We start from the raw sequence: 26383 nt of genomic DNA on the forward strand, positions 1-26383 counted from the left end.
GGACCATGGCCAAGAAAACCATCGTCGTGAAGCAGATCGCCTCGCCCGCCCGCCGTCCCGCCGTCCAGGCCGCGACGCTCAAAGGGCTCGGCCTCGGCAAGATCAACCGCACCCGCGAGCTCGAGGACACGCCCTCGGTGCGCGGCATGGTCAACAAGATCCCGCATCTCGTGACCATCGTCGAAGAGCGCGGCTGACCTCTCGAAATCCTCGGAGGAGGATTGGAACGCCCCGGGAAACCGGGGCGTTTTTTTATTGGCTGCGACTTGAACAAATGCATGTCGAGGCCCGACGTGTCCGTCGAAACGGCACGCTCCCCGAAAACTTCAATTCCACCGTTGTACCTGCGGACGTGCCGGCAACCGATGGGAAGCCCGAGGTTCGGATTCCAAGGTAAGATCGGCGGCACCATCGGTACGGGAGGGAAATCGCCATGACGTCGACGCCACCATTCGCCGGCGGCTGCCTTTGCGGCGCTATACGGTATGAAATCAGCGCCCCACCATATGATCCGCACTACTGCCACTGCCGTTCATGTCAGAAAGCCGCCGGCGCGCCGGCAATTGCGGGCGCCTTTATTGCGCGAACCGAGTTTCGGATCATCCGCGGCAAGCCCCGGTACTTTCGGTCGTCGGCCGTGGCGGAGCGAGGTTTCTGCAAGGATTGCGGCACGTATCTCATTTACCGACCGCTTATCGCGGAATGGTCGAACTGGATGATCATCACGATTGCATGCCTCGATCATCCGGAGGAGCTTTCCCCCCGGCGACATTATGGAAGCGAGAGCCGGATTCCGTGGTTCGACCCGCAGGGCGAGCTTCCGCATGAGAAGTACGAAGATAATTTCATTGACATTCTCTCAGACGGAAGCCCTGACGAACGGAAGGCGATCCTGGAGCGCTTCGGCGCTCCGTAAGCTGGGCTTATCGCCGGACCAACACGCATGTCCCGCATCAGTGCGATCCCACGACACCATCTGCGACACGCGGAACCCGCACCGCCACGGCTTCCGATTGAGCCAATTTGCTCTGCGACATGCATTGCGCCGGACGCAATGCGGCCCTTCGGGATTGTCTGTAGCCGACCCGGCGTCGGCGGCCTATGCATGCGGTAACGCAAACAGGCCACAGAAAGTACTCTCATGCTTACCCTTTCCCAAACGCCCGGGCTGATCGCGGACACGCTCCGCCTCGTCCGCGAAACGCTCGGCCGCCTCAATGCGGTCACGCTTGCCGAGCCGGCCCCGTACTGGACCGACTACCTGCGCGAAGACCAGAAGCGCGGCTATTGAGCCGACCGTCCCGCGCAGGAGAAACACGCCCCGGCTTGTCCGGGGCGTTTCCGTTCGGGGCGGCTAAGGACGACACCCGATGATTTTCCTGAAGGATTTCTCGTAGACCCCGGTGCTGTGCTAGACTTGCGCCCTTCTACGGTGCACCGTTCTGGTGGTTACGGAGCATATCCGTCACACCAGAGCGATTCTCAGGGGGGAACCATGTCTCAACATTATTCCGGCGGCTGCGAACATCATCCCGTGCGTGTTTCGGCCGAACCGATCGACAATCACGAATGCCATTGCAATGTCTGCAAGAAGGTCACCGGGCAGCACACGACCCATGTGGCGTTCTTCAACCACGGCGACATCAAGACCGACAACGAGGCGGCGATGAAGCGCGTGCCGTTCAACGCCGACAACCCCAACGGCCCCCTCGAGATCTGCCTGTGCGAGAAGTGCAACGCGGTGCTGATGCTCGACGACAAGCAAAAGCGCATCCGCGTCGCGGTGCCGAATGTGATGGGCTACGACGACGCGAAGTTCCCGAAGGCGAGCTACCACGCGTTCTGGGACGAGTCGAAAGGCTACCCGAAGCCCGATGACGGCCGCCCGGTCTACGAGGGGCTTCAGCCCAGCTTCGTTTGGCCGAAGGGGGCATGAGCCACCTCGCACTCGCAACATAGACAAGGGACGCCGCGTGGCATCATGCTCGCGGCGTCCTCGCCTGCCGGCGGCCCGTGGAGGCAAGTCTTGCATCGCGGCATCTTCCCGTCTATACGCCCCCGGTGGTCCATCCGGACCCGATTCACCAATCAAGAAATGCCGTGTGGCCCCATCCGTCGCTGGCGGGGCTCTTCCGGCCAAGGAGAAGCGACATGAAACTGAATGAACTCCGGGACAATCCCGGCGCCGCCAAGAAATCCAAGCGCGTCGCGCGCGGCCCGGGCTCGGGCAAGGGCAAGACCGCCGGTCGCGGCATCAAGGGTCAGAAATCCCGTTCGGGCGTGGCCATCGGCGGCTATGAAGGCGGCCAGATGCCGCTCTACCGGCGCCTGCCGAAGCGCGGCTTCACCAAGCCGAACGCCAAATCCTTCGCCGTGGTCAACCTCGGCCAGCTCCAGGCCTTCGTCGATGCCGGCAAGCTCGACGCAAAGGCCGAGATCACCGAGGACGTGCTGGTTGCCTCGGGTGTCGTCCGCCGCAAGCTCGACGGCGTCCGCGTGCTCGCCAAGGGTGAGATCAAGGCCAAGCTGAAGCTCGCCGTCACCGGCGCCTCCAAGGCTGCGATCGAAGCGGTCGAGAAGGCCGGCGGCTCGCTTTCGGTCGCGACGGTGGCTGCGGCCGAATAAGGTGTTGTGGGCAGCCCGCGCGGCGCTTACATAGGCACGAGTTTTCCAAGCGCCGCCGACCGGAAAACGGTTCGGCGGCGCTCTCACATGAGAGAGACCGGAATGGCATCTGCTGCAGAGCAAATGGCGGCGAACCTGAGCTGGGGGGCCCTCGGCAAGGCCACAGACCTTCGCCAACGCATCTTCTTCACCATCGGACTGCTGATCGTCTACCGCCTCGGCACCTATATTCCGGTGCCCGGCATCGATGCGGTCGCGCTGCGGGAGTTCATGCAGAGCGCAGGCCAGGGCATTGGCGGCATGTTGCAGATGTTCACCGGCGGCGCGCTCGGCCGAATGGGGATCTTCGCGCTCGGCATCATGCCCTACATCTCGGCCTCGATCATCGTCCAGCTTCTAACCGCGATGGTGCCGGCGCTGGAGCAGCTCAAGAAAGAGGGCGAGCAGGGCCGCAAGAAGATCAACCAGTACACCCGCTACGGCACCGTCCTTCTTGCCACGTTCCAGGCTTACGGCCTTGCCAAGAGCATCGAGGCAGGCAGCCTCGCGCATGATCCCGGCCTCTTCTTCGAGGCGGCCTGCGTCATCACGCTGGTCGGCGGCACGATGTTCCTGATGTGGCTCGGCGAGCAGATCACCGCCCGCGGCGTCGGCAACGGCATCTCGCTGATCATCTTCGTCGGCATCATCGCCGAAGTTCCGGGCGCGCTGGCCCAGTTCTTCGAACAGGGCCGGATCGGCGCGATCTCTGCGCCGGCGATCATCGGTGTGATCCTCATGATCGTCGCGGTCATTGCCTTCGTCGTGTTCATGGAGCGCGCGCTGAGGAAGATCCACATCCAGTATCCGCGCCGCCAGGTCGGCATGAAGATCTATGATGGTTCGTCCTCGCACCTGCCGATCAAGGTCAACCCGGCGGGCGTGATCCCGGCGATCTTCGCCTCATCGCTGCTGCTGCTGCCGACCACGATCTCGACCTTCTCGGGGGCGCAGACCGGGCCGATCATGTCGACGATCCTGGCCTATTTCGGCCCCGGCCAGCCGCTCTATCTTCTCTTCTTCGTGGCGATGATCGTGTTCTTCGCCTACTTCTACACGGCCAACGTCTCGTTCAAATCCGACGACGTGGCCGAGAACCTGAAGAACCAGGGCGGCTTCATCCCGGGTATCCGGCCGGGTCAGAAGACGATCGACTATCTCGATTATGTCGTGGCGCGCATCCTCGTGGTCGGCTCCGCCTATCTCGCCGCTGTCTGTCTCCTGCCCGAGATCCTACGCTCGCAGCTGGCGATCCCGTTCTACTTCGGCGGCACCTCGGTGCTGATCGTGGTCTCGGTCACGATGGACACGATCAACCAGATCCAGTCGCATCTCCTGGCCCACCAGTACGAGGGGCTGATCGAGAAGTCGCAGCTGCGCGGCAAGAAGCGCGGCGGCGCGAAGAAGGCGCCCGCGCGTCGTTAACATGCGCCCCGGCTCTTGCCGGGGCGTTCGGTATCCGATTGTATGCGGGCGGTGACTCGACGGCGGATTCGTATTGAACCCCGCCCGCGACAAAAGGGGGACGCATGACGAATATCATCCTTCTCGGACCGCCGGGGGCGGGCAAGGGAACCCAGGCCCGCCGCTTGGTGGAGGAACGCGGGCTGGTGCAGCTTTCGACCGGCGACATGCTGCGCGAGGCCAAGGACTCCGGCACCGAGATGGGCAAGATCGTCGCCGACGTCATGGCGCGCGGCGATCTCGTGACGGATGAGATCGTCATCGGCCTGATCGAGGAGAAGCTCGACGGCGAGAAGGTCGGCGGCTTCATCTTCGACGGCTTCCCGCGCACGCTGGCGCAGGCCGATGCGCTCGGCGCGCTGCTCGCGCGCAAGGGCGAGACGCTCGACGCGGTGATCGAGATGCGGGTGGACGACGCGGCCCTCGTGGACCGGATCTCCGGCCGCTTCACCTGCGGTGCCTGCGGCGAGGTCTATCACGACACCACCAAGCCGACGAAGATCGAGGGGACGTGTGACGAATGCGGCTCGACCGACCTCAAGCGCCGCGCCGACGACAATGCCGAGAGCCTCAGGCAGCGCCTGATGGAATACTACAAGAAGACCTCGCCGCTCATCGGCTACTACTACCATGCCGGCAACCTCGCGACCGTCGACGGGCTGGCTGCGATTGATGACGTTGCGAAATCCGTCGCTGCCGTGCTGGATCGGTGACCGATGGCTTGACCTCGGCGGGGAAACCCACTAGGTCACGGCGTCTCGTTTGAGAATCGTCTTGATTTGACGGGTTTTGGCCCGACCGAATCAATCAGGAAAAGAGCCGGCCCGATGGTGTCGCACCCTCGGGCCACTGTTGTGAAAAAAGGTTCCGGCGCTACGGAACCGCAACGAAAGGACAGAACGCGTGGCACGTATCGCTGGCGTCAACATCCCGACGGGGAAACGCGTCCCCATCGCCCTTCAGTATATCCACGGCATCGGTAACGACGTTGCCCACAAGATCTGTGAGGCGGTCAACATCGAAACCACCCGCCGTGTGAACGAGCTTTCGGACGCCGAAGTGCTCGCGATCCGCGAGCATATCGACGCCAACTACACGGTCGAGGGCGATCTCCGCCGCGAAGTCCAGATGAACATCAAGCGTCTGATGGACCTCGGCTGCTACCGTGGCCTGCGTCACCGCCGCAACCTGCCCGTCCGCGGTCAGCGGACCCACACCAACGCCCGCACCCGCAAGGGCCCGGCAAAAGCCATTGCCGGCAAGAAGAAGTAAGGGGAGGGCAGAGACATGGCTCGTGACAAGACCCGCATGAAGAAGAAGGAACGCAAGAACATCGCCGCCGGCGTTGCTCATGTGAATTCCTCGTTCAACAATACCAAGATCCTGATCTCCGACGTCCAGGGCAACGCCATCGCGTGGTCCTCGGCCGGCACGATGGGCTTCAAGGGTTCGCGCAAGTCGACCCCCTACGCCGCCCAGATGGCCGCCGAAGACGCCGGCAAGAAGGCGCAGGAGCACGGCGTCAAGACCCTCGAGGTCGAGGTTCAGGGCCCCGGTTCGGGCCGTGAATCGGCGCTCCGCGCGCTCGCGGCCGTCGGCTTCAACATCACCTCGATCCGTGATGTGACGCCGATCGCGCACAACGGCTGCCGTCCGCCGAAGCGCCGCCGCGTCTGACAGGCTTTTTGCAGCCCGGGCCGCGCGGCAAGCGCGGCCCGGGTCGCTTTCGTTTTTATCCTCGGGCGTTCCCGGATTTCGGACATGGACCGGGAACAGGTATGGAGGCAGAACGCATGATCCACAAGAATTGGGCCGAGTTGATCAAGCCGCAGCAGCTTGACGTGAAGCCGGGCAACGACCCGCAGCGCCAGGCGACGCTGGTCGCCGAACCGCTTGAGCGCGGCTTCGGCCTGACGCTCGGCAACGCCCTGCGCCGGGTGCTGATGTCCTCGCTCCAGGGCGCGGCCATCACCAGCGTCCAGATCGACAACGTCCTGCACGAGTTCTCCTCGATCGCGGGCGTGCGCGAGGACGTCACCGACGTGGTGCTCAACCTAAAGGGTGTGTCGCTCAAGATGGAAGTCGAGGGGCCGAAGCGCCTTTCGATCTCCGCCAAGGGGCCGGGCGTCGTCACCGCGGGCGACATCTCTGAGTCGAACGGCATCGAGGTTCTGAACAAGGACCATGTGATCTGCCACCTCGACGAGGGCGCGGATCTCTTCATGGAACTGACCGTCGACACCGGCAAGGGCTACGTCGCTGCCGACAAGAACCGCCCGGAAGATGCGCCGATCGGCCTCATTCCGATCGACGCCATCTACTCGCCGGTCAAGAAGGTGTCGTACGAAGTGCAGCCGACCCGTGAGGGCCAGGTGCTCGACTACGACAAGCTGACGATGAAGATCGAGACCGACGGCTCGCTGACGCCGGACGACGCGGTGGCCTATGCCGCCCGCATCCTGCAGGACCAGCTCGGCATCTTCGTCAACTTCGACGAGCCGGAATCGGCGCAGAAGGGCGAGGCCGACGAGGGGCTGGAGTTCAACCCGCTCCTGCTCAAGAAGGTCGACGAGCTCGAGCTTTCGGTACGTTCGGCGAACTGCCTCAAGAACGACAACATCGTCTATATCGGCGATCTGATCCAGAAGACCGAAGCCGAGATGCTGCGCACCCCGAACTTCGGCCGCAAGTCGCTCAACGAGATCAAGGAAGTGCTCTCGGGCATGGGCCTTCACCTCGGCATGGATGTCGAGGACTGGCCGCCGGAGAACATCGAGGATCTCGCCAAGCGGTTCGAAGACCAGTTCTGATTGACTTTGCGGGGGCCGTCGCCTAAACGGCCCCCCTAAATGCCCGGAATGCCGGGGAAAACAAGGGCCGACGGCCCCAAGGAGAGCGGACCGAGGACCACGGCCGCCGGACAAAGCAAAACGCAGACCAGGAGATTACAATGCGTCACGCTCGCGGCTACCGCCGTCTGAACCGCACCCATGAGCACCGCAAGGCGCTCTTCGCCAACATGGCCGGGTCGCTCATCGAACACGAACAGATCAAGACCACCCTTCCGAAGGCGAAGGAACTGCGTCCGATCATCGAAAAGCTGATCACACTCGCCAAGCGCGGCGACCTGCATGCCCGCCGTCAGGCGGCCGCTCAGCTCAAGCAGGACAAGCATGTCGCGCGCCTGTTCGAGATCCTCGGGCCGCGCTACAAGGAGCGCCAGGGCGGCTATGTCCGCGTGCTGAAGGCGGGTTTCCGCTACGGCGACATGGCGCCGATGGCGATCATCGAATTCGTCGATCGCGACACCTCGGCCAAGGGCGCTGCCGACCGGGCTCGCACGGAAGCCGAGGAAGCCTCCGAGGCGTAAGCATCCGGTTGACCGAGTGTAAGAAAAAACCCCGTCGCGAAAGCGGCGGGGTTTCCTCATTAAACATAATGATACTCTTTACACGATAAACAGCGCTCGTCAGTTCGGTTCGAAACGCGCGCTCCGCCGATCGGTGCCGACCTTCTCCGCCATCGTGTCGATCATGGAGGAAAGCTGTGCATCGGCAATCGGCGTTGCACCGAGGAACTCCAACAAGTCCGTTCGGGCGGTTTCAGGCAACCGCATGAGTCTTGCAAAGAGGCCGGGATTGATCGTACGCAATGTAATGCCTCTAACAACGCAGCCAACATCGTTCAATTTACGGTTGACTGCCCGCAAGGCAACTTGTCTAAAAGGACATGTCCGAAATGCCAATACTTGATCCGGTACTACACTCGTTGGCGTTGATGGCGCCCGCTGGCTATTTCATCGGTCTGCACATCCGCTACGCATCACCCCTGATGCAGTTCTCGAACTACAATCAGGACTGGCTGGATCACTATACGGAGAAGGCTTTCGCTTTGCGGGATCCGACGATTGCATGGGGATTCAGTACTGAGGGCGCATGCCGCTGGAGCGAGATCGACATTCCCGATCCGTTCGGCCTGTTCCGGGAAGCCAAGGAATTCGGACTGAAATTCGGGCTGACGGTCTCTTGCGGACCGGTCCGGTCCCGAACGATATCGAGTTTTGCGCGCGCAGACCGCGACTTCACGGATTCCGAGATCGAAAAGATCTCGGAACTTGTTCGGCGACTTCACGACATAACCGAGCCGCCGGAAAGCCTGACCACGGCACAGATCGAAGCCCTGAAGCTCATCGCGGCGGGGGACCGGCACGCGGCTGCAGCAGCCAAGTTGAAAATCTCCGAGAGTGCGCTAAAGGCGCGTCTGATGTCTGCACGGCAAAAACTGCTCGCCCGCACGACAGCGGAGGCTATCCAGCGCGCTAAAGATTACAGGCTGATGTAACCAGATGTCGGTCTTTCGTTTGCATGCAGGGTTAGAGAAATCAACCAAGCTGGAGACTCTACATGCAAACCACCGTCCTCTCGTTCGAGAATCTTCATAACCACGGAGAGCTGTTCGCCAATCTGTTCCGGGCGCGCAAGCAGTCCTTCATCGTCGAAAAGCGATGGGATCTGCCCGAGGCGCTGGACATGGAGTACGATCAGTACGACACGCCGGCCAGCCGCTGGATCGCGATTCACGACGAGGTAGGCCAGGTCTATGCCGGCATTCGCCTGACCCCGACCACGGCGCGCTGCGGCATCTACTCCTACATGATCCGTGACGCTCAGCGCGGGCTGCTCTCGTCGCTGTCGGCGGACCTCCTCTACGAGGAGGCGCCGGTCGATCCATACTGCTGGGAATGCACGCGGGTCTTCGTGCTCCACTCGACGCCGCAGATGATCCGGCGTCGCGTCCATGCCTACATGGTCGAGGCCATGGTCAAGTCGGCGCGCGAACTCGGCGCGACCCAGCTTATCGCAATCACGCCGGCGAACTGGCCGCGCTGGTACGGCCGCTGCGGTCTCACCGCGAAGGGAATCGGGCCGGTCATGTACATCGATGACGGCGACTACCAGTGCGTGCAGATCGAGCTCGCGTCGAAGCTGCATTGACCTGATCGCGGTTGCCACTCCGTCCAGCGGGTCTCTGGGGATATTTCTATCGCCTCTTCCTCGGCCCCGTTGGCGGCAGTAAGAACGACACATGTCAGACCTGTTCGACCAACCCGCATCCCGAGCCGCGCCGTCCGCGCTGCGCCCCCTGGCCGACCGGCTTCGGCCGGCCGCGCTCGACGCGGTCATCGGCCAGGACAAGGTGCTGTCGCCCGACGGGCCGCTCGGCGCGATGCTCGCCTCCGGCAGCCTGTCGTCGCTGATCCTCTGGGGGCCGCCCGGCGTGGGCAAGACTACGATCGCCCGGCTCCTTGCCGACGCGACCGATCTCGCCTTCGTCCAGATCAGCGCGATCTTCACCGGCGTGCCGGAGCTTCGCAAGGTCTTCGAGGCGGCGAAGCTTCGCCGCACCCAGGGCCGCGGCACGCTCCTCTTCGTCGACGAGATCCACCGCTTCAACAAGGCCCAGCAGGACGGCTTCTTGCCGCATATGGAGGACGGCACGATCCTCCTCGTCGGCGCCACGACCGAGAACCCTTCGTTCGAACTTAACGCCGCGCTTCTGAGCCGCGCCCAGGTGATTGTGCTCGAACGGCTCTCGCTCGCCGATCTCGAACGCCTCTCGCAACGGGCCGAACAGGAACTCGGCCGCGCCCTGCCGCTCGCGCCCGCGGCGCGCGAGGCGCTTCTGGAGATGGCCGATGGCGATGGCCGCGCGCTGCTCAACCTCATCGAACAGGTCGCCGCCTGGAAGATCGACAAGCCGCTCGGCACCGAGGCGCTCGCCCAGCGGCTGATGCGCCGCGCCGCGAAATACGACAAGTCCGGCGAGGAACATTACAACCTCATCTCCGCCCTGCACAAATCGGTGCGCGGCTCCGATCCCGACGCGGCACTCTACTGGTTCGCCCGCATGCTCGAGGGCGGCGAGGATCCGCGCTTCCTCGCCCGCCGCATCACCCGGATGTCGGTCGAGGATATCGGCCTCGCCGATCCGCAGGCGCAGACCGTCTGCCTCCATGCCTGGGAGACCTATGAGCGGCTCGGTAGCCCGGAGGGCGAACTGGCGCTGGCCCAGGCCGTGACCTATCTCGCGCTCGCGCCGAAATCGAACGCGGGCTATGTCGCCTACAAGGCCGCCCGCGCCGCCGCTCGCGCAACCGGGTCGGAGCCGCCGCCGAAACACATCCGGAACGCGCCGACGACGCTGATGAAAGAACAGGGCTACGGCAGCGGCTACGCCTATGACCACGACGCCGAGGATGGGTTCTCGGGCCAGAGCTATTTCCCCGAGACGATGAAGCGCCCGGTCTTCTACTACCCCGTCGAACGCGGCTACGAGCGCGAGCTGAAAAAGCGCGTCGAATGGTTCGCCAAGCTCCGCGACAAGCGCGGCGCCTGATCTTCCACTTGGACGAAATATCCTCAGAGGGGAACTGGCCGAAGGCCAAGAGGGGGCAGACAGCCCCCTTGCCCGGTTGACTTTGCGCGCCCGGCGGAAGAGGAAGGCGCCATGATCCTGACCCTTCTCCAGGTGGCCCTCGGCGGCGCGATCGGCGCCTCGGCCCGCTACATGACGAACGTCGCCGCGATGCGGCTGATCGGCCCCGGCTTTCCCTGGGGCACGGTCACGGTCAACGTCGTCGGCTCCTTCCTCATGGGCGCGCTCGTGGTCTTTCTCGCGCATCGCGACGGGATGCGGCTCGCGCCCTTCCTGATGACCGGGGTGCTCGGCGGCTTCACCACGTTCTCGGCCTTCTCGCTCGACGCGCTGACGATCTGGGAGCGCGGCCAGACCATGCTCGCCGCCGCCTATGTGCTGGGTTCGGTCACGCTTTCGCTCGCCGCCATCGTCGCCGGCATGGCCGCAGTTCGGGGGATCTACGCATGAGCGGGGTGAAGATGCTGACCGTCGCTGCCGACGAGGGCGAGAGCCGGCTCGACCGCTGGCTCAAGAAACGCTTCCCCGAGATCACGCAAGGTGCGGTCGAGAAGCTCTGCCGCACCGGCCAGATCCGCGTCGATGGCGGCCGCGTCAAGGCCTCGACCCGGGTCGTGCCGGGCCAGCAAGTCCGGGTCCCGCCGCTGCAGGCCTCCGCGCCGTCCGCGCCGAAGCCCGAGGCCGGCATCAGTGACGCGGACGCGAAGATGATCCAGGCCGCCGTTCTCTGGAAGGACGAGCATATCATCGCGCTCAACAAACCGCCCGGCCTGCCGAGCCAGGGCGGATCCGGGCAGGGCAACCGCCACGTCGACGGCCTGACCGGCGCCCTGATGTTCGGCTACAAGGACCGGCCGAAGCTGGTCCACCGGCTCGACAAGGACACGTCTGGCGTCCTGCTCCTTGCCCGCACTGACCGCGTCGCCCGCGCCCTCAGCGAGGCGTTCCGCGCCCGCACGACGCGCAAGATCTACTGGGCCGCGGTCGCCGGCCTGCCCAATCCGCGGATGGGCACCGTGCGCTTCGGCCTCGTCAAGGCACCGGGCCACGGCCGCGGCGGCGAGGGCGAGAAGATGGTCGCCATCCATCCTTCGAAGGTCGAGGCGACCGAGGGCGCCAAGCGCGCCACGACCGATTACGCGGTGCTCGACGCTCTCGGCACCCGCGCCGCCTGGGTCGCGCTGGTGCCGATCACCGGGCGCACCCACCAGCTCCGCGCCCATATGGCAGAGCTTGGCCACCCGATCGTCGGTGACGGCAAGTACGGCGGCTCGGGGCAGGAGAACCTCGGCGACGGCTGGGGCGCCCAGCTCGGCGGCGAGATCAGCCGCAAGCTGCATCTCCACGCCCGCTCCATCGGCTTCGACCACCCGATCACCGGCAAGCGCATCACCCTGACCGCGCCCCTGCCGGACCACATGAAGCGCACCTGGAAGACTGTGGGCTGGTCCGAGGCTGAGGCGCCCGCCGACCCGTTCGCGGACGAGACATGACGGAAGACCTCAGGCTCGTCGTCTTCGATGTCGACGGCACGCTCGTCGATAGCCAGAATCATATCCACGCCGCGATGAGCCATGCCTTCACTTCCATCGGCCTGCACCTGCCGCCGCGCGACCGCATCCTCGCGATCGTCGGCCTGTCCCTGCCCGAGGCGATGGCCCGGCTGGTGCCGGAGCATGGCCCGGATACCCGTGCGGAGCTTGTCGAGGCCTACAAGCAGAGCTTTGCCACGCTCCGCGCCGGTCCACTCTCACCGCTTTTCGAAGGCGCGGTCGACATGCTGACGACGCTCGCCGAACGGCCGGACGTGCTGCTCGGCGTGGCGACCGGCAAGTCGCGGCGCGGGCTGAGGCATATCCTCGACGCGCACGGCCTGGCGGGGCATTTCGTCACCGCCCAGGTCGCCGACGACCATCCGTCAAAGCCGCATCCCTCGATGCTGCACGCGGCACTCGCCGAAACCGGGGCCCCGGCGGCACGCGCGGTGATGATCGGCGACACGAGCTACGACATCGAGATGGGCCGTGCCGCGGGGTTCCACACGATCGGCGTCACATGGGGCTACCATCGGCGCGAGGCGCTCGAAGCGGCTGGGGCGGGGCAGGTGATCGCGGACTTCGCCGCCCTCCTGCCGGCATTGGAACGGATCTGGGAGGCGTCATGAGCGGCTGGAAGGCGAAGCGGTTCTGGAAAACGGTTGCGGTCGTCGAGGCCGAGGGCGGCTACGGCGTCACACTCGACGCGCGCCCGGTTCGCACGCCGGCCAAGTGTGCGCTCGTCCTGCCCACGCGCGCCATGGCCGAGGCCATCGCCGCCGAGTGGGAGGCTGTCGAGAAAGAGGTCGATCCGCGCCGGATGCCGGTGACCCGCGCCGCCAACGCCGCCATTGACAAGGTGGCGCCGCAGTTCGACGAGGTGGCGACGCTGATAGCGGCCTATGGCGGCACCGATCTTCTCTGTTACCGTGCCGTAGCGCCCGAGGCGCTGGCCGAGGCGCAGGCCGCGGCATGGGATCCGCTTCTTGATTGGGCGGCCCGCGAATACGGAGCCCGGCTCAACGTTACCCGAGGTGTGGTGCCGGTCGCCCAACCGGCCGAAAGCCTTGTCCGGCTCACGGCGGCCGTCCGCGCCCTGAGCCCCTTCGAGCTTACCGCGCTGCATGACCTCGTCAGTCTCAGCGGCTCGCTCGTCCTCGGCCTCGCGGCGACGCGGCCGGAGTTCGATTCCGAGACCCTCTGGCGGCACTCGCGTTTCGACGAGGACTGGCAGACGGAGCAGTGGGGCGAGGACGAAGAAGCCGTGGCGGCCGCCCGGATGAAACGGGACGATTTCCTGTTCGCGCGGCATTTTTGGAACATTTCGGAAGATAGACGATAACAATCTTTCGCCGCGTCTTCCGCGCGACCGGTCCGCCGTTACCGAATTGCGGTAAGTGCAGAGTTTGGCGCGAATGCCCGCTTGACGGGCGACAGCCATCTGTCAACACTGCGCGTAGTGGGGGCAACCCCCTATAATCGGCGCCAGGACCACCTGGCCTATCAATCCGCTCGGGGAGGGCGGAAACTCAGGAAGAGGTAAGTATGAAAAAATCCGTATTCCTCGGAACGCTGGCGGCTTCCGCTTTGCTGGCTGGATACGCGTCGGCGGCCACTCTCGACGACGTCAAGGCCCGAGGCGAGCTGTTCTGCGGCGTGAACACCGCGCTCACCGGTTTCGCGCAGCCCGATGCCAGCGGCAACTGGCAGGGCTTCGACGTCGCGATTTGCAAGGCCGTCGCGGCCGCCGTGCTGGGCGATGCCTCGAAGGTCAAGTACGTCCCGACCACGACCGAGACCCGCTTCACCGCGCTCGCCTCGGGCGAGGTGGACCTGCTCGCGCGCAACACGACCTGGACCTATTCGCGTGACGCTGACCTCAAGTTCACCTTCACCGGCGTGAACTACTATGACGGCCAGGGCTTCATGGTCCGCAAGGACCTCGGCGTGTCCTCGGCCAAGGAACTCGACGGCGCCACCGTCTGCATCCAGACCGGCACCACCACGGAACTGAACCTGGCCGACTACTTCAAGGCCAACAACATGACCTACCAGCCGGTTCCGATCCAGACCAACGCCGAGGGCGAGCAGCAGTATCTCGCCGGCGCCTGCGACGCCTATACGACCGACGCGTCGGGCCTCGCCGCGACGCGGGCGATCTTCGCCGACCCGGAGAACCACATCATCCTTCCGGAGATCATCTCCAAGGAGCCGCTCGGGCCGCTCGTTCGCCACGGAGACGACCAGTGGGCCGACATCAACCGCTGGGTGCTGAACGCGCTGGTCGCGGCGGAAGAGTACGGTGTGACCTCGGCCAACGTCGAAGAGCTCTCGAAGGGGACGCAGAACCCCGAGATCAACCGCCTGCTCGGCACCGAGGGCGATCTCGGCGCTATGATGGGCCTCGACAACGAGTGGGCCAAGCGCGTCATCGCCGCTAACGGCAACTACGGCGAGATCTTCGCCGCCAATATCGGCGAAGCGACGCCAATCGGTCTCGCCCGCGGCCTGAACGCGCAGTGGACCCAGGGCGGCCTGCTCTACGCGCCGCCGTTCCGCTGATCGGAAAAGATCGAGGGGCGCGTCCGCAAGGGTGCGCCCCTTCCGCCTCGGCATCAGGGAGAGCCGGCGCGCGAGGGGCACAAAGACCCCGTTGAACTGGCGAACGCCAGACCCGCGCCCCGGACTGGGGAAAAAACATGACAACAATGACTGACGCACCGAAGCCTGGCTTTCGGTTGAGCATGCTCATCTACGATACCCGCTATCGTTCGATGACCATCCAGATCGTCGTTCTGTTCCTGTTCATGGCGGGCGCCGCCTGGCTTGTGGACAACACGATCAAGAACCTCGCCACGCTCGGCAAGGATTTCAGCTTCGCCTTCCTGTGGAACCGGGCCGGCTACGACATCAACCAGGTGCTGGTCGCCTATACCAATGACAGCACGCACGGCAGGGCGCTGCTGATCGGGTTGCTGAACACGCTCCTCGTCTCTGCGATGGGCTGCGTGGCCGCGACGGTCATCGGCATCTTCGTCGGCGTGCTGCGGCTCTCGAAGAACTGGCTCGTGGCGCGGATCATGACCGTCTATGTCGAGGTCTTCCGCAACGTGCCGGTGCTCCTGTGGATCCTGATCGCGCTCGCGATCTTCACAGATGTCACACCGCAGCCGCGCGATTTCCGCGCAACCGACGAGATGATCGCGGCGGGCGAGGCGCCCAAGGCGTCGATGCTGCTCTTCGACAGCGTCGCGATCACCAACCGCGGCACCTATGTGCCCGAGCCGCTGTTCTCCCGCAGCCTCGGCAACATCGACATCGGGATTTTCCTCATCAGCATCGACCTTCTCGCCTTCCTCGCCGCCGTCATCGGCGGGTTCCTCGCCTACCGGGCGATCGGCACCCATGCGACCAAGGTCCAGGAGGCCACCGGCGTCCGGCCGAAGACCTTGTGGAAGAGCCTCCTCGTGACCATCGTGCCGCCTGTCGCGGTGCTCTGGGCGCTGGGCTTCCACCTTGGCTATCCCGAGCTCAAGGGCTTCAACTTCACTGGCGGCATCAACATCTCGAACGCGCTGATGGCGCTGTGGCTCGGGCTGACGCTCTACACCGCGGCCTTCATCGCCGAGATCGTGCGCGCCGGGATCATGGCCATCTCCAAGGGCCAGACCGAGGCAGCCTACGCGCTCGGCCTGCGTCCGCGCCGGACGATGAGCCTCGTCATCCTGCCGCAGGCGCTGCGGGTCATCATTCCGCCCCTGATCTCTCAGTTCCTCAACCTGACCAAGAACTCGTCTCTCGCGATCGCGGTCAGCTACATGGACCTGCGCGGTACGCTGGGCGGAATCACGCTGAACCAGACCGGCAAGGAGCTGGAATGCATCCTGCTGATGATGCTCATCTACCTGGCGATCAGCCTCATGATCTCGGCCGGGATGAACGTCTACAACAATGCCGTCCGGCTGAAGGAGCGCTGAGATGAGCAACTCACAAGCAAATTCGGCCGTCTATGTCCGCGACGCCATGCTGCCGGCGGAACACCCGCCGGCGATGGAAACCGGGATCATCAAGTGGCTACGCGAGAACCTGTTCTCCGGGCCCTTGAACACGATCCTGACTCTCGTCGGGCTCGTGGCGATCTATTCGGTGCTTTCCGGGATCCTGCCGTGGCTGTTCCGTTCGGTCTGGGTCGCAAATTCGCTCGGCGAATGCCGCTCGATCATCACGGCCACCTTCGGCGAAGGCGCGACCGGCGCCTGCTGGGCGGTGATCCGCGAACGCTGGACGCAGTTCATCTTCGGCTTCTACCCGTCGCATCTCTACTGGCGGCCGGTCCTGGCCTTCCTGCTTCTGCTCGCAGCGCTCGCGCCGGTGCTGTTCACCCATCTGCCGCGCAAGTCGCTGTGGTTCAGCATCCTCTATCCCGCGCTCGGCTTCTGGCTCCTGTGGGGTGGGACGATCTGGATCCCGGTCGTGGCGATGGCCGGTTTCGCCCTCGGCTGGCTCGCGCTTCGCGTCCTGCAGCCCATCGGCGGCACGATCCTCGCCACCATCGCGGCCGTGGTCGTGCCGATCCTGTGGTGGCTCCTGCTCGCCGGGCCGGTCGCGCAGCAGCTGCAGGCGATCTTGCCCATCGGGATCGAGGCGGTCCGCTCCGACAAGTTCGGCGGCTTCGTCCTCGCCTTCACGATCGGCATCACCGGCATCGCCTTCTCGCTGCCGATGGGGATCATCCTCGCGCTCGGCCGGCGGTCGGACATGCTCCTGGTCAAGGCGCTCTGCGTCGGCTTCATCGAGTTCATCCGCGGCGTGCCGCTGATCACGCTCCTGTTCACTGCCTCGCTGCTCCTGAACTACTTCCTGCCGCCGGGCACCAACTTCGACATCATCCTGCGCGTCATCATCATGGTCACGCTCTTCTCGGCGGCCTATATCGCCGAGGTGATCCGGGGCGGCCTCGCGGCGCTTCCGCGCGGCCAGTACGAGGCGGCCGACGCGCTCGGGCTCGACTACTGGAAGGCGCAGCGGCTAATCATCATGCCGCAGGCGCTGAAGATCTCGATTCCCGGCATCGTGTCGTCCTTCATCGGGCTCTTCAAGGACACGACCCTCGTGATCTTCGTCGGCCTTCTCGATCCGCTGAAAGGCATCACCGACGCCGTGCGCGCCTCCATCGAATGGAAGGGCATCTACTGGGAGCCCTACATCTTCGTCGGCGGCATTTTCTTCCTCATCTGCTTCAGCATGTCGCGCTACTCGATGTATCTCGAGCGCAAGCTGCAGCGTGAACACCGTTAAGGAGTAATCCCATGTCGGACCCGCATGCCGTTACCCGTAAGATCGACCGCAGCCATATGCAGGTCAGCGACGAGGTGGCGATCCAGATTTCCGGAATGAACAAGTGGTACGGGGCGTTCCATGTGCTCCGCGATATCAACATGACCGTCAACCGGGGGGAGCGGATCGTCATCTGCGGTCCCTCCGGTTCGGGCAAGTCCACGCTCATCCGCTGCATCAACCGCCTCGAGGAGCATCAAAAAGGCCAGATCGTCGTTGACGGGATCGAGCTGACCTCGGACCTCAAGAACATCGACAAGGTGCGCTCCGAGGTCGGGATGGTGTTCCAGCACTTCAACCTCTTCCCGCACCTGACGATCCTCGAGAACTGCACGCTCGCGCCGATCTGGGTCAGGAAGGTGCCAAAGCGGGAAGCCGAGGAAACCGCGATGCATTTCCTCGAGAAGGTGAAGATCCCCGAACAGGCCCATAAATACCCCGGCCAGCTCTCGGGCGGCCAGCAGCAGCGGGTGGCAATCGCCCGCTCGCTCTGCATGAAGCCTCGGATCATGCTCTTCGACGAGCCGACTTCGGCCCTGGACCCCGAGATGATCAAGGAAGTGCTCGACACGATGATCGAGCTCGCCGAGGAGGGAATGACGATGCTCTGCGTGACCCACGAGATGGGCTTCGCCCAGGCCGTGGCGAACCGCGTGATCTTCATGGACCAGGGCCAGATCGTGGAACAGAACGAGCCGAAGGAGTTCTTCAACAATCCGCAATCGGACCGGACCAAGCTGTTCCTGAGCCAGATCCTCGGCCACTGACGTCGAAAACGACAAAGGCCCCGGCGATGCGCCGGGGCCTTTTGTATTTGAATCCTCAGCCGCGTCCGGAGGGAACGAAAAAGTCGAGCACGCTGCCCGAGCCCGGCTGGACGTCGGCCCAGGTCTCGATCTGGAAATCGACGACCAGGGTCGCGGCGGTCGGGTAGCGGGCGAAATCCGGATCTATCGGCGGCCGGGCCGACAGCGAGGCCGCGAAGGTCGCGATGCCGGGATTGTGGCCTATGATCATCACGCAGTCGCCCGTCGCGCCCTTCAAGGCTTCGACCAGCTCGACGGGAGAAGCCTGATAGAGCGCGCGCAGGTACTGAACCTCCGGCATCACCTCGAGCGGCGCGGCGGCGATCTTCGTCCAGGTCTCGCGAGTCCGCGCGGCGGTCGAGCACAGCACCTCGTCCGGTTCGTAGCCGCGCGAGTCGAGCCATTCACCAAGCTCCAATGCGGCCCGCCTGCCGCGCGTGTTCAATGGCCGGTCGTGGTCTTCGAGCGCGGGGTCGTCCCAGGCCGATTTCGCGTGGCGGGTGAGGATCAGTCGGCGATGGCCGGCAGGTGTCATGGGTGAAAGCGCCTCATATGATAGGCCGATTGTTCGGCCAGCCTGCCATAGGCGCGCGATACAGGGCAAGCACGACGCACACCGCAGCCGCGAGAAAGGCAGTCCTGCCCCTCCCGGGTGTCGAGAAAGGCGTGGCAAACGGGCAGGTCGTAGTGCTGCGGGGTCAGTGCGGCGGCCGGGCAGGCGGTGCGACAGGGCTGCGCCGTGCAATCGGCGCACGGTGAGGCGGTCGGTGCGTCGGGCAGGGCGAGCCGCTGGGGCAGGGCGATCGCCCCCCGGTAGGAGACCATCAGCCCTGCCGTGTCATGCACCAGAAGCTGCACCGGCGAGGGCCAGGCCCGGCCGGTCCTCAACGCCCAGCGGAAGAAAGGCGGGTAGGGCGGTCCGTCGGAGGGAAAGATCGCGCGCCCGCCGAGCCTTTGCGCGAAGTTGCCGAGCACCCGCGCCGACCAGCGGTCGATCGGATCCGGCGCCCCGTCGCGCCATTCCGGCTGTGAGGTGAGGTGACCCCAGAAGCCGGGCTCGGCGGGACCGAACAGGATCAAGGTCTCGGCGCCTTCGAGCTCGTCCCCGTCGGCGGGGTGGAACGCCCCGAAGACGGCGAGCCGTTCAGCCGCCGCCCGCTCCGCGATCGCGGCGAGCGTCGTCACTTTGTTCTGGGCTTCACGCGCGGCTCGGTCGAGCGGATGAGCGAGCCCGCGCCGTGATCGGTGAACAGCTCCAGGAGGCAGGCGTTCGACACCCGGCCGTCGAGGATCACGACCGCCCGCACGCCGCCGTCGAGCGCGGCGAGCGCGGTCTCGGTCTTGGGGATCATGCCGCCGGCGATCACGCCCTTCTCCGTCAGTTCGCGGACCTCCTCGGGGGTGAGCTGGGTCATCACCTCGCCAGCTTCGTTCTTGACGCCGGACACGTCGGTTAGGAGCAGCAGCCGGTCGGCCTTGAGGGCCGCCGCGATCGCGCCTGCGGCGGTGTCGCCGTTGACGTTGAAGGTCTCGTTCGGATCCATGCCGGTCGCCACCGGGGCGACAACGGGGATGATCCCGGCGGTGAAGAGGTCGCGCAGAACCTGCACGTTCATCTCGACCGGCTTGCCGACGAAGCCGAGCTCCGGGTCGTCGGCGACGCAGACCATGAGGTCGTCGTCCTTGCCCGACAGACCGACTGCGCGGCCGCCCTGATCCATGATCGCCTGAACGATGCGCTTGTTGACGAGGCCGGTCAGCACCATCTCCACCACCTCGACAGTGGCCTTGTCGGTCACGCGCTTGCCGCGCACGAACTCCGACTGGATGCCGAGTTTCTTCAGCAGGTCGTTGATCATCGGCCCGCCGCCATGCACCACGACCGGGTTCACGCCGACCTGGCGCATCAGCACGACGTCGCGGGCGAATTCGGCCATCGCCTCGTCGTCGCCCATCGCGTTGCCGCCGAACTTGATGACGACGATCGCGCCGGTGTAGCGCTGCAGATAGGGAAGCGCTTCGGAGAGCGTCCGGGCGGTGGCGATCCAGTCACGGTTCATGTCTTGCTTTCTCATTGGCGGAAAACCTCATGCGCTGATCGTTTGTTATCCCGTCCGGAGCTGCTCTGCCAAGCGAAAGCCGGATCAGGCCATCGTCGCGATGATCGCGCGCAGCGTTTCGATTCCGTCGCCCTTCTCCGACGACGTCACGACGATCTCGGGATAGGCGGCGGTATGCTTCTGAAGCGCCGCGCGGACCTGGGCGATGATCTTGTCGTGGTCGGCGGCCTTCACCTTGTCGGCCTTGGTGAGCACGACCTCGAAGGTCACGGCAGAGCGGTCGAGCAGCGTCAGGATTTCTTCGTCCACCGCCTTGATCCCGTGGCGCATGTCGATCAGCACGAAGGCGCGGCGCAGCGTCTGGCGTCCGCCGAGATAGGACTTGAGCAGGCGCTGCCACTTCGCCACCACCGCGACGGGCGCCTCGGCATAGCCGTAGCCAGGAAGATCGACGAGGTAATGGCTGTCGCCGGCGGTGAAATAGTTGATCTCCTGCGTCCGCCCCGGCGTGTTCGACGCCCGCGCGAGCGACTTCCGCCCGGTCAGCGCGTTGATCAGCGACGACTTGCCCACGTTCGAACGGCCGGCAAAGCAGACCTCCACCCGGTCGGCCGGCGGCAGGCCCTCCATCGCGACAACGCCCTTGAGGAAATCGACCGGGCCCGCGAACATCAGCCGGCCTTTTTCGCGCGCAGCTTCCTCGGGATCCTCTGCAAGGGGAAAGGCGATTGTCATGCCAGTAATTCCGCCCTGTCGCCGACGCTCGCGGATCCGGACTCGATCACCTTGGCGTAGAGCCCGAAATCCTGGTCACCATGAATCGCCCTGAGCGCCTGGAGCGTATCGGCATCGCGACGCCCGGTCGCCGGGTTCGCGGTCGTCGCGAGGCAACGCTCCTTTGGTTCGACGATCTCCAGCACCGCCGTGCCCAGGCGCAGCCTGCGGCCGATCCAGTCGCGCTCTTCCCAGGGCCGCAGCCCTTCGAGCCAAATGTTGCCGCGCCAACGCAAGGGCGAAAGAGCGACACCGAGATGCTCCCCGAGCGCCCGGTTGGATGCGAGCGATATCAGCGACACGGAGGGATAGTCGGTATCGGTCATGCCACGCCCGTCGACCCCATAGATCCGCGCTGGTTGCGCGCGGTCCGCCGGGCAGAGCGGGCGAACCCAGTCGAGGAACCGCGCGACATCGGCGGCCTCGTCGGGGCGGAACGCCAGATCGGGCCGGTCCGGGTGGCTGAGCGTCAGCGTCGCCGTCGCCTCGTCGAGCCGGGCGTTGATCGCCATCAGGTTCGGCGCCTTGGAGCCGCGCGAGAAGTTCTGGCACGGCGACCATTCCCCCTCGACGATCTTCGCGGCGTCATGGGCAACGGCCCAGCGGCGGTCCCAGGGCAGGCCCGCGCCGGCGGTCAGCGTGACCGCGGACAGGGCCTCTCGCCCGTGCGACTTCAGCGGGTGGCGCTGCAGGGAGGCGACGGTCGGGGTCACTTCGAGGCCGGCTTGTCGCGCTTGAAGCCGCTCCGGATGTTGCCGAAGAGGTCCGGGCGTTTCCCGTGCATCGACATGATCGTGTACTGCTGGATGAACGTGATCGTGTTGTTCGCGATCCAGTAGAGCACGAGGCCCGAGGCGAAGGATCCCAGCATGAACATGAAGACCCACGGCATCCAGGCGAAGATCATCTGCTGCGTCGGATCGGTCGGGGCCGGGTTCAGCTTTTGCTGGAACCACATCGAGATGCCAAGGAGGATCGGCAGCACTCCGAGCGAGAAGATGAAGAAGATGCTTTCCTGTCCGGGCGTGGCGTACGGCAGGAGCCCGAAGAGGTTGAGGATCGAGGACGGATCGGGTGCCGACAGGTCCTTGATCCAGCCGACCCAGGGCGCGTGGTATAGCTCGATCGTGACGTAGATCACCTTGTAGAGCGAAAAGAAGATCGGGATCTGCAGCAGGATCGGCAGACAGCCGGAGGCCGGGTTCACCTTCTCCTTCTTGTAGAGCGCCATCATGCCCTGCTGGAGCTTCTGGCGGTCCTCTCCGGCCTGCTCCTTGAGCTTCTCCATCTCGGGCTGCAGTTCCTTCATCTTTGCCATCGAGACATAGGATTTGCGCGCCAGCGGGAAGACGATGAGCTTGATGATCACGGTCAGCGCGATGATCGCCCAGCCCATGTTGCCGATCGCGCCGTGGAGCCAGTGCAGCAGCCGGAACATTGGCTTGGTGAGGAAGAAGAACCAGCCCCAGTCGATCGAGTTGACGAAGCCCTTGATGCCCGTCTCGTCCTCGTAGTGCTTGATCGCTTCCCATTCCTTGGCGCCGGCGAAGACCATTGTCGTCGCCTGCGCGGTCGCGCCGGGCGCGACCTCCATGACAGGCAGCCGCGCCTCGGTCTGGTAGATGTCGGCAGTGGGGACGTATTTCACGACCGAGGTGAAGGCTTGTCCCGGGGCAGGGGCGAGCGTCGTCATCCAGTACTTGTCCGTGAAACCGATCCAGCCATCGGCGGCGACAGCAGCTGCCGACGTCGGGGCACCCTCGCGGGTATCGACGGTCAGATCGGGCAACTCCTTGTATTTCAGCTCTTCGAGCTTGCCATCCGAGCTCCGCACCACGCCTTCATGAAGGACATAGACGCTCTGGGTCTTGGGGATACCGTGACGCGCGACGATGCCGTAGGGCGCGAGCCGCACCGCGGCGCCGGTGTTGTTCTCCACCGACTGGGTGACGGTGAAGAGGTAGTTGTCATCGATTTCGATCTTGCGGTGGAAAACCAGTCCCGCGCCGTTGTCCCAGCGAATCGTCACCGGCTTTCCGGGTGCTAGCGTCGCGCCGGACTCCGCCTCCCACAACGTCTTCGCGCCGGGCACGAGCGCAGGATCGAGCCCGCCGGCCGGTGACCAGCCGTGGACGGCGTAATAGGGTTTGACTGCCTCGACATCCGTTGTGCCGATCGGCGCCAGAAGACGGATGTTCGGTGAGCCTTCGTCGAGCGCGACCTTGTAGTCCTTGAGCGAGAGGTCGTCGATCCTGCCGCCGAGGAGCGAGATCGACCCCGCCAGCCGCGGCGTGTCGATCGAGATTCGCGGCGCGGCCGCGATCTCGGCCGCGGCGACGTCTGTCTGGGGCGCCGTTGCGGCAGGCGCGGTCGCGCTGCCGCCGGGCGCGGTATCGCCAGCGGTCTGAACCGCGGCCGGAGCGTCCGGGGCCGGCGCCTGCTCGGGAGGCGGGAAGAGCGTGAACCAGATCAGGATCACCAGGAATGACAGCACTGTCGCGAGGATGAGGTTCTTGTTCTGATCGTCCATGACGACACACCACCTGTCCGGCAAAGGGTTGGGCAGGTTCAACAGAACGGGCAGCGAAAGGTCAAGCGGTTTTCCCCTGATTGCACTGGCCCCGATCCGGTATTCGAACCCGTTGCGTCGGGCTCCGCGGCGGCGGCGGCCAGTTTTCCTCCGGTCCATTCGAACTGACGATCTCGCCGAACCCGGGCGCCCCGGGGCCACAGCTACTTTCGTCGCGGCGTGGCGGCGGCGGCCTAGGCCGGCCGTGGTAGCCGGGCGGCCTCAGCCCGAGCGACGCGACATGCCGGGCGTTGCCGTTAGCTTGGACCGGTGCTTTCGCAGCCACTCTGCGGTCGCCTGGTACGGCATGGGCCGCGCGATCGCGAAGCCCTGGACGTGGCTGCAGCCAAGCTGCGCTAGAAGCGCGTGCTCACCGATCGTTTCGACACCTTCGGCCAGCGTCTTGATGCCGAGCCGATCGGCCATCGACAGAACCGCCGTGACCATCCGCTGCTGCGAAGGGTCCAGGTCGACGCGGGTGACATAGGAGCGGTCGATCTTGATCCGCTGCACGGAAAAGCGGCGTATCGCGGCCAGCGAGGCATGCCCGGTGCCGAAGTCATCGAGATCGATCCCGCAGCCGAGTTCTGCCAGTGCGGCGATATTGCGCACGACGAGATCGTTGCCGGCTTCCGCCACGACCGACTCCAGAACCTCGACCGTAAGCCGCCGGGGAGCCAAGTCAAACCGGTCAAGCTCCCATTTCAGCTTCGCGACAAGGCTCGGATTGCACAGCTCCGCCCTCGCGAAGTTGACGGACACGCTCGGCACCTTGATCCCGGCCCTGTCCCAGCCGCGCAAGGCCGCCAGCGAGTGGCCGAGGATGACCTCGCCGAGCCGCTCCCCAAGACCTGCGGCCTGCACGACCGGCAGGAATTCGGCGGGCGGCAACACGCCGCGTTCGGGATGTTGCCAGCGGGCGAGCGCCTCGAACCCGTCGACATCCCCGGTATCGGTCGAAAGTTGCGGCTGGAAATAAGCCACGATCTCGCCGGTCTCCAGCGCCGCCTCGATCCGGTCGGACAGCGCGTCGCGGTCGCGCGCGGCCCGGCCGATATCGGCCGAATAGGCGCGGATCGCTGCGGGGCCGTTGCGGATTGCCTCTTCCTGCGCCAGTTCCGCCGCCGTGAGCAGATCCGTTCCCGAGCGTGCCGGCGACCGCGCGCTCAGGCAAAAGCCCACCGAGGCGGTGACATAGGCCGTGGCGGCGTCGATGCTGACCGGCTCGGCCACGGCGGACTTCAGCCGGCCCGCGATCTGGATCACGGTCTCCAGGTCCAGCCGACGTGCGGGCGCCAGGGCGACCGCGAACCGGTTGCCGTCGATCCGCGCCATCTCATCCTGCTCGCGCAGAACGCCGCCGAGCCGCTCCGTGAGCCGCGACAACACCCGGTCGAGCGCCGTCAGCCCGTAGGTCTCGGTCAGCCTTTCCGGTTCGTCGAGCCCGACCACGAGGCAGGCGGACCTCTTTCCTGTCGCCTCCTCGGCCTCATAGGCGTGGTCGAGCGCCGCGATGATCGCGTCGCGATCCGTCCCGACCGGAGGCACGCATCCTGTCCCGCCGGCACGCGCGGGACGCCGCGCGAGCCAGACCGCGGGGAGGCCCGCGGCGGCGATCGCGGCGCCTTCGGGGCCGAACCACAGCCAGCCGAGCACGAGAGCCGGAGCCAGGGCGAGGTAATCCGGCTGGATCAGCCGCGCGGCGCGGTGTCGCCAGTATTCGCCGCGACCCTGTCGGAACATGGCAGGTTCCTTCCGTTTCGGCCCGCCATCCGGGCCTCGTCGCGCCGACGCTATGCCGTCGGCATGACCGGAAGATTAATCGCGCCCGGGCAATCTGAAGCCGTTTTCGTTAGAATTCGCCGCATCCGGGTCTCCGAGCGCGAGCCCGGCGAAATCGAAGAGTTTCGGGTCGAGCAGATGCGAGGGCCGGGCGTTCATCAGCGCCCGGAACATCACCTGACGGCGGCCGGGGCTGCGCGCCTCCCAGCCATCGAGGATCTGCTTGACCTGCTGGCGCTGCAACCCGTCCTGCGAGCCGCAGAGGTCGCAAGGAATGATCGGATAGTTCATCGCGCGGGCGAACTTCTCGCAATCGGCCTCGGCGACGAAGGCCAGCGGCCGGTAGACGAAGAGATCGCCATCCTCGTTCACGAGCTTCGGCGGCATCGTGGCGAGCCGCCCGCCGTGGAAGAGGTTCATGAAGAAGGTTTCGAGAATGTCGTCGCGGTGATGGCCGAGGACCACCGCCGAGCAGCCTTCCTCGCGCGCGATGCGATAAAGGTTGCCGCGCCTCAGCCGTGAGCAGAGCGAGCACATCGTGCCGCCCGGCGCGATCTTGTCGGTGACAATGGAATAGGTGTCGGCGTACTCGATCCGATGGGTGACGCCCATCTTCGTCAAAAACTCCGGCAGCACGGTGGCCGGAAAGCCCGGCTGACCCTGGTCGAGGTTGCAGGCCAGAAGCTCGACCGGCAGGAGGCCGCGCCATTTCAGCTCGTGGAGCACTGCGAGAAGCGTGTAGCTGTCCTTGCCGCCCGAGAGGCAGACGAGCCAGCGAGCGCCGCGCTCGATCATGCCGTAGGCCTCGATCGCCTCGCGCACCTCGCGCACGATCCGCTTGCGCAGCTCCTTGAACTCCGTCGAGGCGGGCGCGCCGTGGAACAGCGGATGGATATCGTCGGCTTCGTCGAACATGGCGCTGCGATACTCCATCGGCGGGGTTCGGGCAAGCTGGCG

31 protein-coding genes are annotated in these 26383 nt (G+C 65.2%); 22 read left to right on the forward strand and 9 right to left on the reverse strand.

The features are described from left to right. Positions 1 to 5: 5 nt before the first annotated feature. The 11 genes from rpmD (at position 6) to rplQ (ending at position 7498) form a co-directional block, all read left to right on the forward strand. Complete coding sequence (gene rpmD, locus OM960_RS03230; RefSeq protein ID WP_263335700.1) at positions 6 to 197, forward strand: 50S ribosomal protein L30; 192 nt, start codon at positions 6 to 8, stop codon at positions 195 to 197. 236 nt (positions 198 to 433) lie between these two features. After that, the gene (locus tag OM960_RS03235; RefSeq protein ID WP_264771056.1) at positions 434 to 916 is read left to right on the forward strand and encodes a GFA family protein; all 483 of its coding nucleotides are present in this window, start codon (positions 434 to 436) and stop codon (positions 914 to 916) included. Between the two features lie 225 nt (positions 917 to 1141). Next, on the forward strand, positions 1142 to 1291 hold the full coding sequence (locus tag OM960_RS03240) for a hypothetical protein (protein ID WP_263335694.1): 150 nt from the start codon (positions 1142 to 1144) through the stop codon (positions 1289 to 1291). Between the two features lie 204 nt (positions 1292 to 1495). After that, entirely contained in the window at positions 1496 to 1936 is a 441-nt protein-coding gene (locus tag OM960_RS03245) for a GFA family protein (protein WP_263335692.1), read from the forward strand. Between the two features lie 215 nt (positions 1937 to 2151). Beyond that, entirely contained in the window at positions 2152 to 2625 is a 474-nt protein-coding gene (gene rplO, locus OM960_RS03250; RefSeq protein ID WP_263335690.1) for a 50S ribosomal protein L15, read from the forward strand. A gap of 102 nt (positions 2626 to 2727) precedes the next feature. After that, positions 2728 to 4089 carry a preprotein translocase subunit SecY gene (gene secY, locus OM960_RS03255; protein ID WP_263335689.1) on the forward strand — a complete coding sequence of 454 codons (1362 nt, stop codon included), beginning with the start codon at positions 2728 to 2730 and terminating at the stop codon, positions 4087 to 4089. A 104-nt stretch (positions 4090 to 4193) separates the two neighbouring features. Next, positions 4194 to 4841, forward strand: coding sequence for an adenylate kinase (locus tag OM960_RS03260; protein WP_264771057.1), 648 nt, complete (start codon positions 4194 to 4196; stop codon positions 4839 to 4841). Between the two features lie 190 nt (positions 4842 to 5031). Further along, entirely contained in the window at positions 5032 to 5400 is a 369-nt protein-coding gene (gene rpsM, locus OM960_RS03265; RefSeq protein WP_263335685.1) for a 30S ribosomal protein S13, read from the forward strand. 15 nt (positions 5401 to 5415) lie between these two features. Beyond that, positions 5416 to 5805, forward strand: coding sequence for a 30S ribosomal protein S11 (gene rpsK, locus OM960_RS03270; protein ID WP_263335683.1), 390 nt, complete (start codon positions 5416 to 5418; stop codon positions 5803 to 5805). A 116-nt stretch (positions 5806 to 5921) separates the two neighbouring features. Beyond that, entirely contained in the window at positions 5922 to 6938 is a 1017-nt protein-coding gene (locus OM960_RS03275) for a DNA-directed RNA polymerase subunit alpha (RefSeq protein ID WP_263335682.1), read from the forward strand. A gap of 140 nt (positions 6939 to 7078) precedes the next feature. Beyond that, positions 7079 to 7498, forward strand: coding sequence for a 50S ribosomal protein L17 (gene rplQ, locus OM960_RS03280; RefSeq protein ID WP_263335679.1), 420 nt, complete (start codon positions 7079 to 7081; stop codon positions 7496 to 7498). A 99-nt stretch (positions 7499 to 7597) separates the two neighbouring features. Here the strand turns inward: rplQ and OM960_RS03285 are convergent, their stop codons facing one another. Beyond that, on the reverse strand, positions 7598 to 7780 hold the full coding sequence (locus tag OM960_RS03285; protein WP_263335676.1) for a hypothetical protein: 183 nt from the start codon (positions 7778 to 7780) through the stop codon (positions 7598 to 7600). Between the two features lie 77 nt (positions 7781 to 7857). Here OM960_RS03285 and OM960_RS03290 point away from each other — a divergent pair, with 77 nt between their 5' ends. The 11 genes from OM960_RS03290 to OM960_RS03340 all read left to right on the forward strand — a co-directional run bounded on the left by OM960_RS03290 (position 7858) and on the right by OM960_RS03340 (position 18202). Then, positions 7858 to 8469, forward strand: coding sequence for an autoinducer binding domain-containing protein (locus OM960_RS03290; RefSeq protein ID WP_411709797.1), 612 nt, complete (start codon positions 7858 to 7860; stop codon positions 8467 to 8469). A 62-nt stretch (positions 8470 to 8531) separates the two neighbouring features. Next, positions 8532 to 9122, forward strand: a complete 591-nt coding sequence (locus OM960_RS03295; RefSeq protein WP_263335674.1) for an acyl-homoserine-lactone synthase — start codon at positions 8532 to 8534, stop codon at positions 9120 to 9122. A 91-nt stretch (positions 9123 to 9213) separates the two neighbouring features. Then, on the forward strand, positions 9214 to 10524 hold the full coding sequence (locus OM960_RS03300; protein WP_264771058.1) for a replication-associated recombination protein A: 1311 nt from the start codon (positions 9214 to 9216) through the stop codon (positions 10522 to 10524). 111 nt (positions 10525 to 10635) lie between these two features. Further along, positions 10636 to 11013, forward strand: coding sequence for a fluoride efflux transporter CrcB (gene crcB, locus OM960_RS03305; protein ID WP_263335668.1), 378 nt, complete (start codon positions 10636 to 10638; stop codon positions 11011 to 11013). Then, entirely contained in the window at positions 11010 to 12056 is a 1047-nt protein-coding gene (locus OM960_RS03310; RefSeq protein ID WP_263335666.1) for an RluA family pseudouridine synthase, read from the forward strand. Before crcB ends, OM960_RS03310 begins: the two co-directional genes overlap by 4 nt. Beyond that, positions 12053 to 12727 carry an HAD-IA family hydrolase gene (locus tag OM960_RS03315; RefSeq protein ID WP_263335664.1) on the forward strand — a complete coding sequence of 225 codons (675 nt, stop codon included), beginning with the start codon at positions 12053 to 12055 and terminating at the stop codon, positions 12725 to 12727. The genes OM960_RS03310 and OM960_RS03315 overlap by 4 nt, the downstream gene beginning before the upstream one ends. Then, entirely contained in the window at positions 12724 to 13440 is a 717-nt protein-coding gene (locus OM960_RS03320; protein ID WP_264771059.1) for an ATP12 family chaperone protein, read from the forward strand. Before OM960_RS03315 ends, OM960_RS03320 begins: the two co-directional genes overlap by 4 nt. 203 nt (positions 13441 to 13643) lie before the next feature. Then, on the forward strand, positions 13644 to 14660 hold the full coding sequence (locus OM960_RS03325) for an amino acid ABC transporter substrate-binding protein (protein WP_263335660.1): 1017 nt from the start codon (positions 13644 to 13646) through the stop codon (positions 14658 to 14660). A gap of 137 nt (positions 14661 to 14797) precedes the next feature. Then, positions 14798 to 16075: an amino acid ABC transporter permease gene (locus tag OM960_RS03330; RefSeq protein WP_264771060.1), complete on the forward strand. Its 1278-nt coding sequence runs from the start codon at positions 14798 to 14800 to the stop codon at positions 16073 to 16075. A gap of 1 nt (position 16076) precedes the next feature. Next, complete coding sequence (locus OM960_RS03335) at positions 16077 to 17396, forward strand: amino acid ABC transporter permease (protein ID WP_263335657.1); 1320 nt, start codon at positions 16077 to 16079, stop codon at positions 17394 to 17396. Positions 17397 to 17407: 11 nt separating this feature from the next. After that, on the forward strand, positions 17408 to 18202 hold the full coding sequence (locus OM960_RS03340) for an amino acid ABC transporter ATP-binding protein (protein WP_290428525.1): 795 nt from the start codon (positions 17408 to 17410) through the stop codon (positions 18200 to 18202). Positions 18203 to 18257: 55 nt separating this feature from the next. Here the strand turns inward: OM960_RS03340 and OM960_RS03345 are convergent, their stop codons facing one another. The 8 genes from OM960_RS03345 to ttcA form a co-directional block, all read right to left on the reverse strand. Next, positions 18258 to 18776 (reverse strand): SixA phosphatase family protein, encoded by a 519-nt coding sequence (locus tag OM960_RS03345; RefSeq protein WP_264771061.1) that lies wholly within the window; start codon positions 18774 to 18776, stop codon positions 18258 to 18260. After that, the gene (locus OM960_RS03350; RefSeq protein ID WP_264771062.1) at positions 18773 to 19426 is read right to left on the reverse strand and encodes a ferredoxin; all 654 of its coding nucleotides are present in this window, start codon (positions 19424 to 19426) and stop codon (positions 18773 to 18775) included. The genes OM960_RS03345 and OM960_RS03350 overlap by 4 nt, the downstream gene beginning before the upstream one ends. Beyond that, on the reverse strand, positions 19423 to 20301 hold the full coding sequence (gene argB / locus OM960_RS03355; RefSeq protein WP_263335764.1) for an acetylglutamate kinase: 879 nt from the start codon (positions 20299 to 20301) through the stop codon (positions 19423 to 19425). The genes OM960_RS03350 and argB overlap by 4 nt, the downstream gene beginning before the upstream one ends. Before the next feature lie 84 nt (positions 20302 to 20385). Next, positions 20386 to 21036 (reverse strand): ribosome biogenesis GTP-binding protein YihA/YsxC, encoded by a 651-nt coding sequence (gene yihA / locus OM960_RS03360; protein WP_264771063.1) that lies wholly within the window; start codon positions 21034 to 21036, stop codon positions 20386 to 20388. Next, entirely contained in the window at positions 21033 to 21788 is a 756-nt protein-coding gene (locus OM960_RS03365; RefSeq protein ID WP_264771064.1) for an MOSC domain-containing protein, read from the reverse strand. The genes yihA and OM960_RS03365 overlap by 4 nt, the downstream gene beginning before the upstream one ends. After that, positions 21785 to 23605 carry a membrane protein insertase YidC gene (gene yidC, locus OM960_RS03370; protein WP_264771065.1) on the reverse strand — a complete coding sequence of 607 codons (1821 nt, stop codon included), beginning with the start codon at positions 23603 to 23605 and terminating at the stop codon, positions 21785 to 21787. Before yidC ends, OM960_RS03365 begins: the two co-directional genes overlap by 4 nt. Positions 23606 to 23866: 261 nt before the next feature. Beyond that, positions 23867 to 25387: a putative bifunctional diguanylate cyclase/phosphodiesterase gene (locus OM960_RS03375; protein ID WP_264771066.1), complete on the reverse strand. Its 1521-nt coding sequence runs from the start codon at positions 25385 to 25387 to the stop codon at positions 23867 to 23869. Positions 25388 to 25462: 75 nt separating this feature from the next. Further along, on the reverse strand, positions 25463 to 26341 hold the full coding sequence (ttcA, locus tag OM960_RS03380; RefSeq protein ID WP_264771129.1) for a tRNA 2-thiocytidine(32) synthetase TtcA: 879 nt from the start codon (positions 26339 to 26341) through the stop codon (positions 25463 to 25465). Positions 26342 to 26383 lie beyond the last annotated feature (42 nt).

The sequence above is a fragment of the Defluviimonas salinarum genome, from assembly GCF_026013545.1.
In the GTDB taxonomy this organism is placed as follows: Bacteria; Pseudomonadota; Alphaproteobacteria; order Rhodobacterales; family Rhodobacteraceae; genus Albidovulum; species Albidovulum salinarum.

Excerpts from the sequence above, each read along its gene's own strand:
- rplO (WP_263335690.1), top strand. The coding sequence starts at position 2,152 with ATGAAACTGAATGAACTCCGGGACAATCCCGGCGCCGCCAAGAAATCC.
- OM960_RS03300 (WP_264771058.1), top strand. The coding sequence starts at position 9,214 with ATGTCAGACCTGTTCGACCAACCCGCATCCCGAGCCGCGCCGTCCGCG.
- rplQ (WP_263335679.1), top strand. The coding sequence starts at position 7,079 with ATGCGTCACGCTCGCGGCTACCGCCGTCTGAACCGCACCCATGAGCAC.
- secY (WP_263335689.1), top strand. The coding sequence starts at position 2,728 with ATGGCATCTGCTGCAGAGCAAATGGCGGCGAACCTGAGCTGGGGGGCC.
- OM960_RS03325 (WP_263335660.1), top strand. The coding sequence starts at position 13,644 with ATGAAAAAATCCGTATTCCTCGGAACGCTGGCGGCTTCCGCTTTGCTG.
- OM960_RS03335 (WP_263335657.1), top strand. The coding sequence starts at position 16,077 with ATGAGCAACTCACAAGCAAATTCGGCCGTCTATGTCCGCGACGCCATG.
- OM960_RS03320 (WP_264771059.1), top strand. The coding sequence starts at position 12,724 with ATGAGCGGCTGGAAGGCGAAGCGGTTCTGGAAAACGGTTGCGGTCGTC.
- OM960_RS03240 (WP_263335694.1), top strand. The coding sequence starts at position 1,142 with ATGCTTACCCTTTCCCAAACGCCCGGGCTGATCGCGGACACGCTCCGC.
- OM960_RS03340 (WP_290428525.1), top strand. The coding sequence starts at position 17,408 with ATGTCGGACCCGCATGCCGTTACCCGTAAGATCGACCGCAGCCATATG.
- OM960_RS03260 (WP_264771057.1), top strand. The coding sequence starts at position 4,194 with ATGACGAATATCATCCTTCTCGGACCGCCGGGGGCGGGCAAGGGAACC.
- yihA (WP_264771063.1), bottom strand. The coding sequence starts at position 21,036 with ATGACAATCGCCTTTCCCCTTGCAGAGGATCCCGAGGAAGCTGCGCGC.
- OM960_RS03235 (WP_264771056.1), top strand. The coding sequence starts at position 434 with ATGACGTCGACGCCACCATTCGCCGGCGGCTGCCTTTGCGGCGCTATA.
- OM960_RS03330 (WP_264771060.1), top strand. The coding sequence starts at position 14,798 with ATGACAACAATGACTGACGCACCGAAGCCTGGCTTTCGGTTGAGCATG.
- crcB (WP_263335668.1), top strand. The coding sequence starts at position 10,636 with ATGATCCTGACCCTTCTCCAGGTGGCCCTCGGCGGCGCGATCGGCGCC.
- OM960_RS03275 (WP_263335682.1), top strand. The coding sequence starts at position 5,922 with ATGATCCACAAGAATTGGGCCGAGTTGATCAAGCCGCAGCAGCTTGAC.
- argB (WP_263335764.1), bottom strand. The coding sequence starts at position 20,301 with ATGAACCGTGACTGGATCGCCACCGCCCGGACGCTCTCCGAAGCGCTT.
- OM960_RS03290 (WP_411709797.1), top strand. The coding sequence starts at position 7,858 with ATGTCCGAAATGCCAATACTTGATCCGGTACTACACTCGTTGGCGTTG.
- yidC (WP_264771065.1), bottom strand. The coding sequence starts at position 23,605 with ATGGACGATCAGAACAAGAACCTCATCCTCGCGACAGTGCTGTCATTC.
- OM960_RS03375 (WP_264771066.1), bottom strand. The coding sequence starts at position 25,387 with ATGTTCCGACAGGGTCGCGGCGAATACTGGCGACACCGCGCCGCGCGG.
- rpsK (WP_263335683.1), top strand. The coding sequence starts at position 5,416 with ATGGCTCGTGACAAGACCCGCATGAAGAAGAAGGAACGCAAGAACATC.
- rpmD (WP_263335700.1), top strand. The coding sequence starts at position 6 with ATGGCCAAGAAAACCATCGTCGTGAAGCAGATCGCCTCGCCCGCCCGC.
- OM960_RS03245 (WP_263335692.1), top strand. The coding sequence starts at position 1,496 with ATGTCTCAACATTATTCCGGCGGCTGCGAACATCATCCCGTGCGTGTT.
- ttcA (WP_264771129.1), bottom strand. The coding sequence starts at position 26,341 with ATGTTCGACGAAGCCGACGATATCCATCCGCTGTTCCACGGCGCGCCC.
- OM960_RS03310 (WP_263335666.1), top strand. The coding sequence starts at position 11,010 with ATGAGCGGGGTGAAGATGCTGACCGTCGCTGCCGACGAGGGCGAGAGC.
- OM960_RS03345 (WP_264771061.1), bottom strand. The coding sequence starts at position 18,776 with ATGACACCTGCCGGCCATCGCCGACTGATCCTCACCCGCCACGCGAAA.
- OM960_RS03295 (WP_263335674.1), top strand. The coding sequence starts at position 8,532 with ATGCAAACCACCGTCCTCTCGTTCGAGAATCTTCATAACCACGGAGAG.
- OM960_RS03315 (WP_263335664.1), top strand. The coding sequence starts at position 12,053 with ATGACGGAAGACCTCAGGCTCGTCGTCTTCGATGTCGACGGCACGCTC.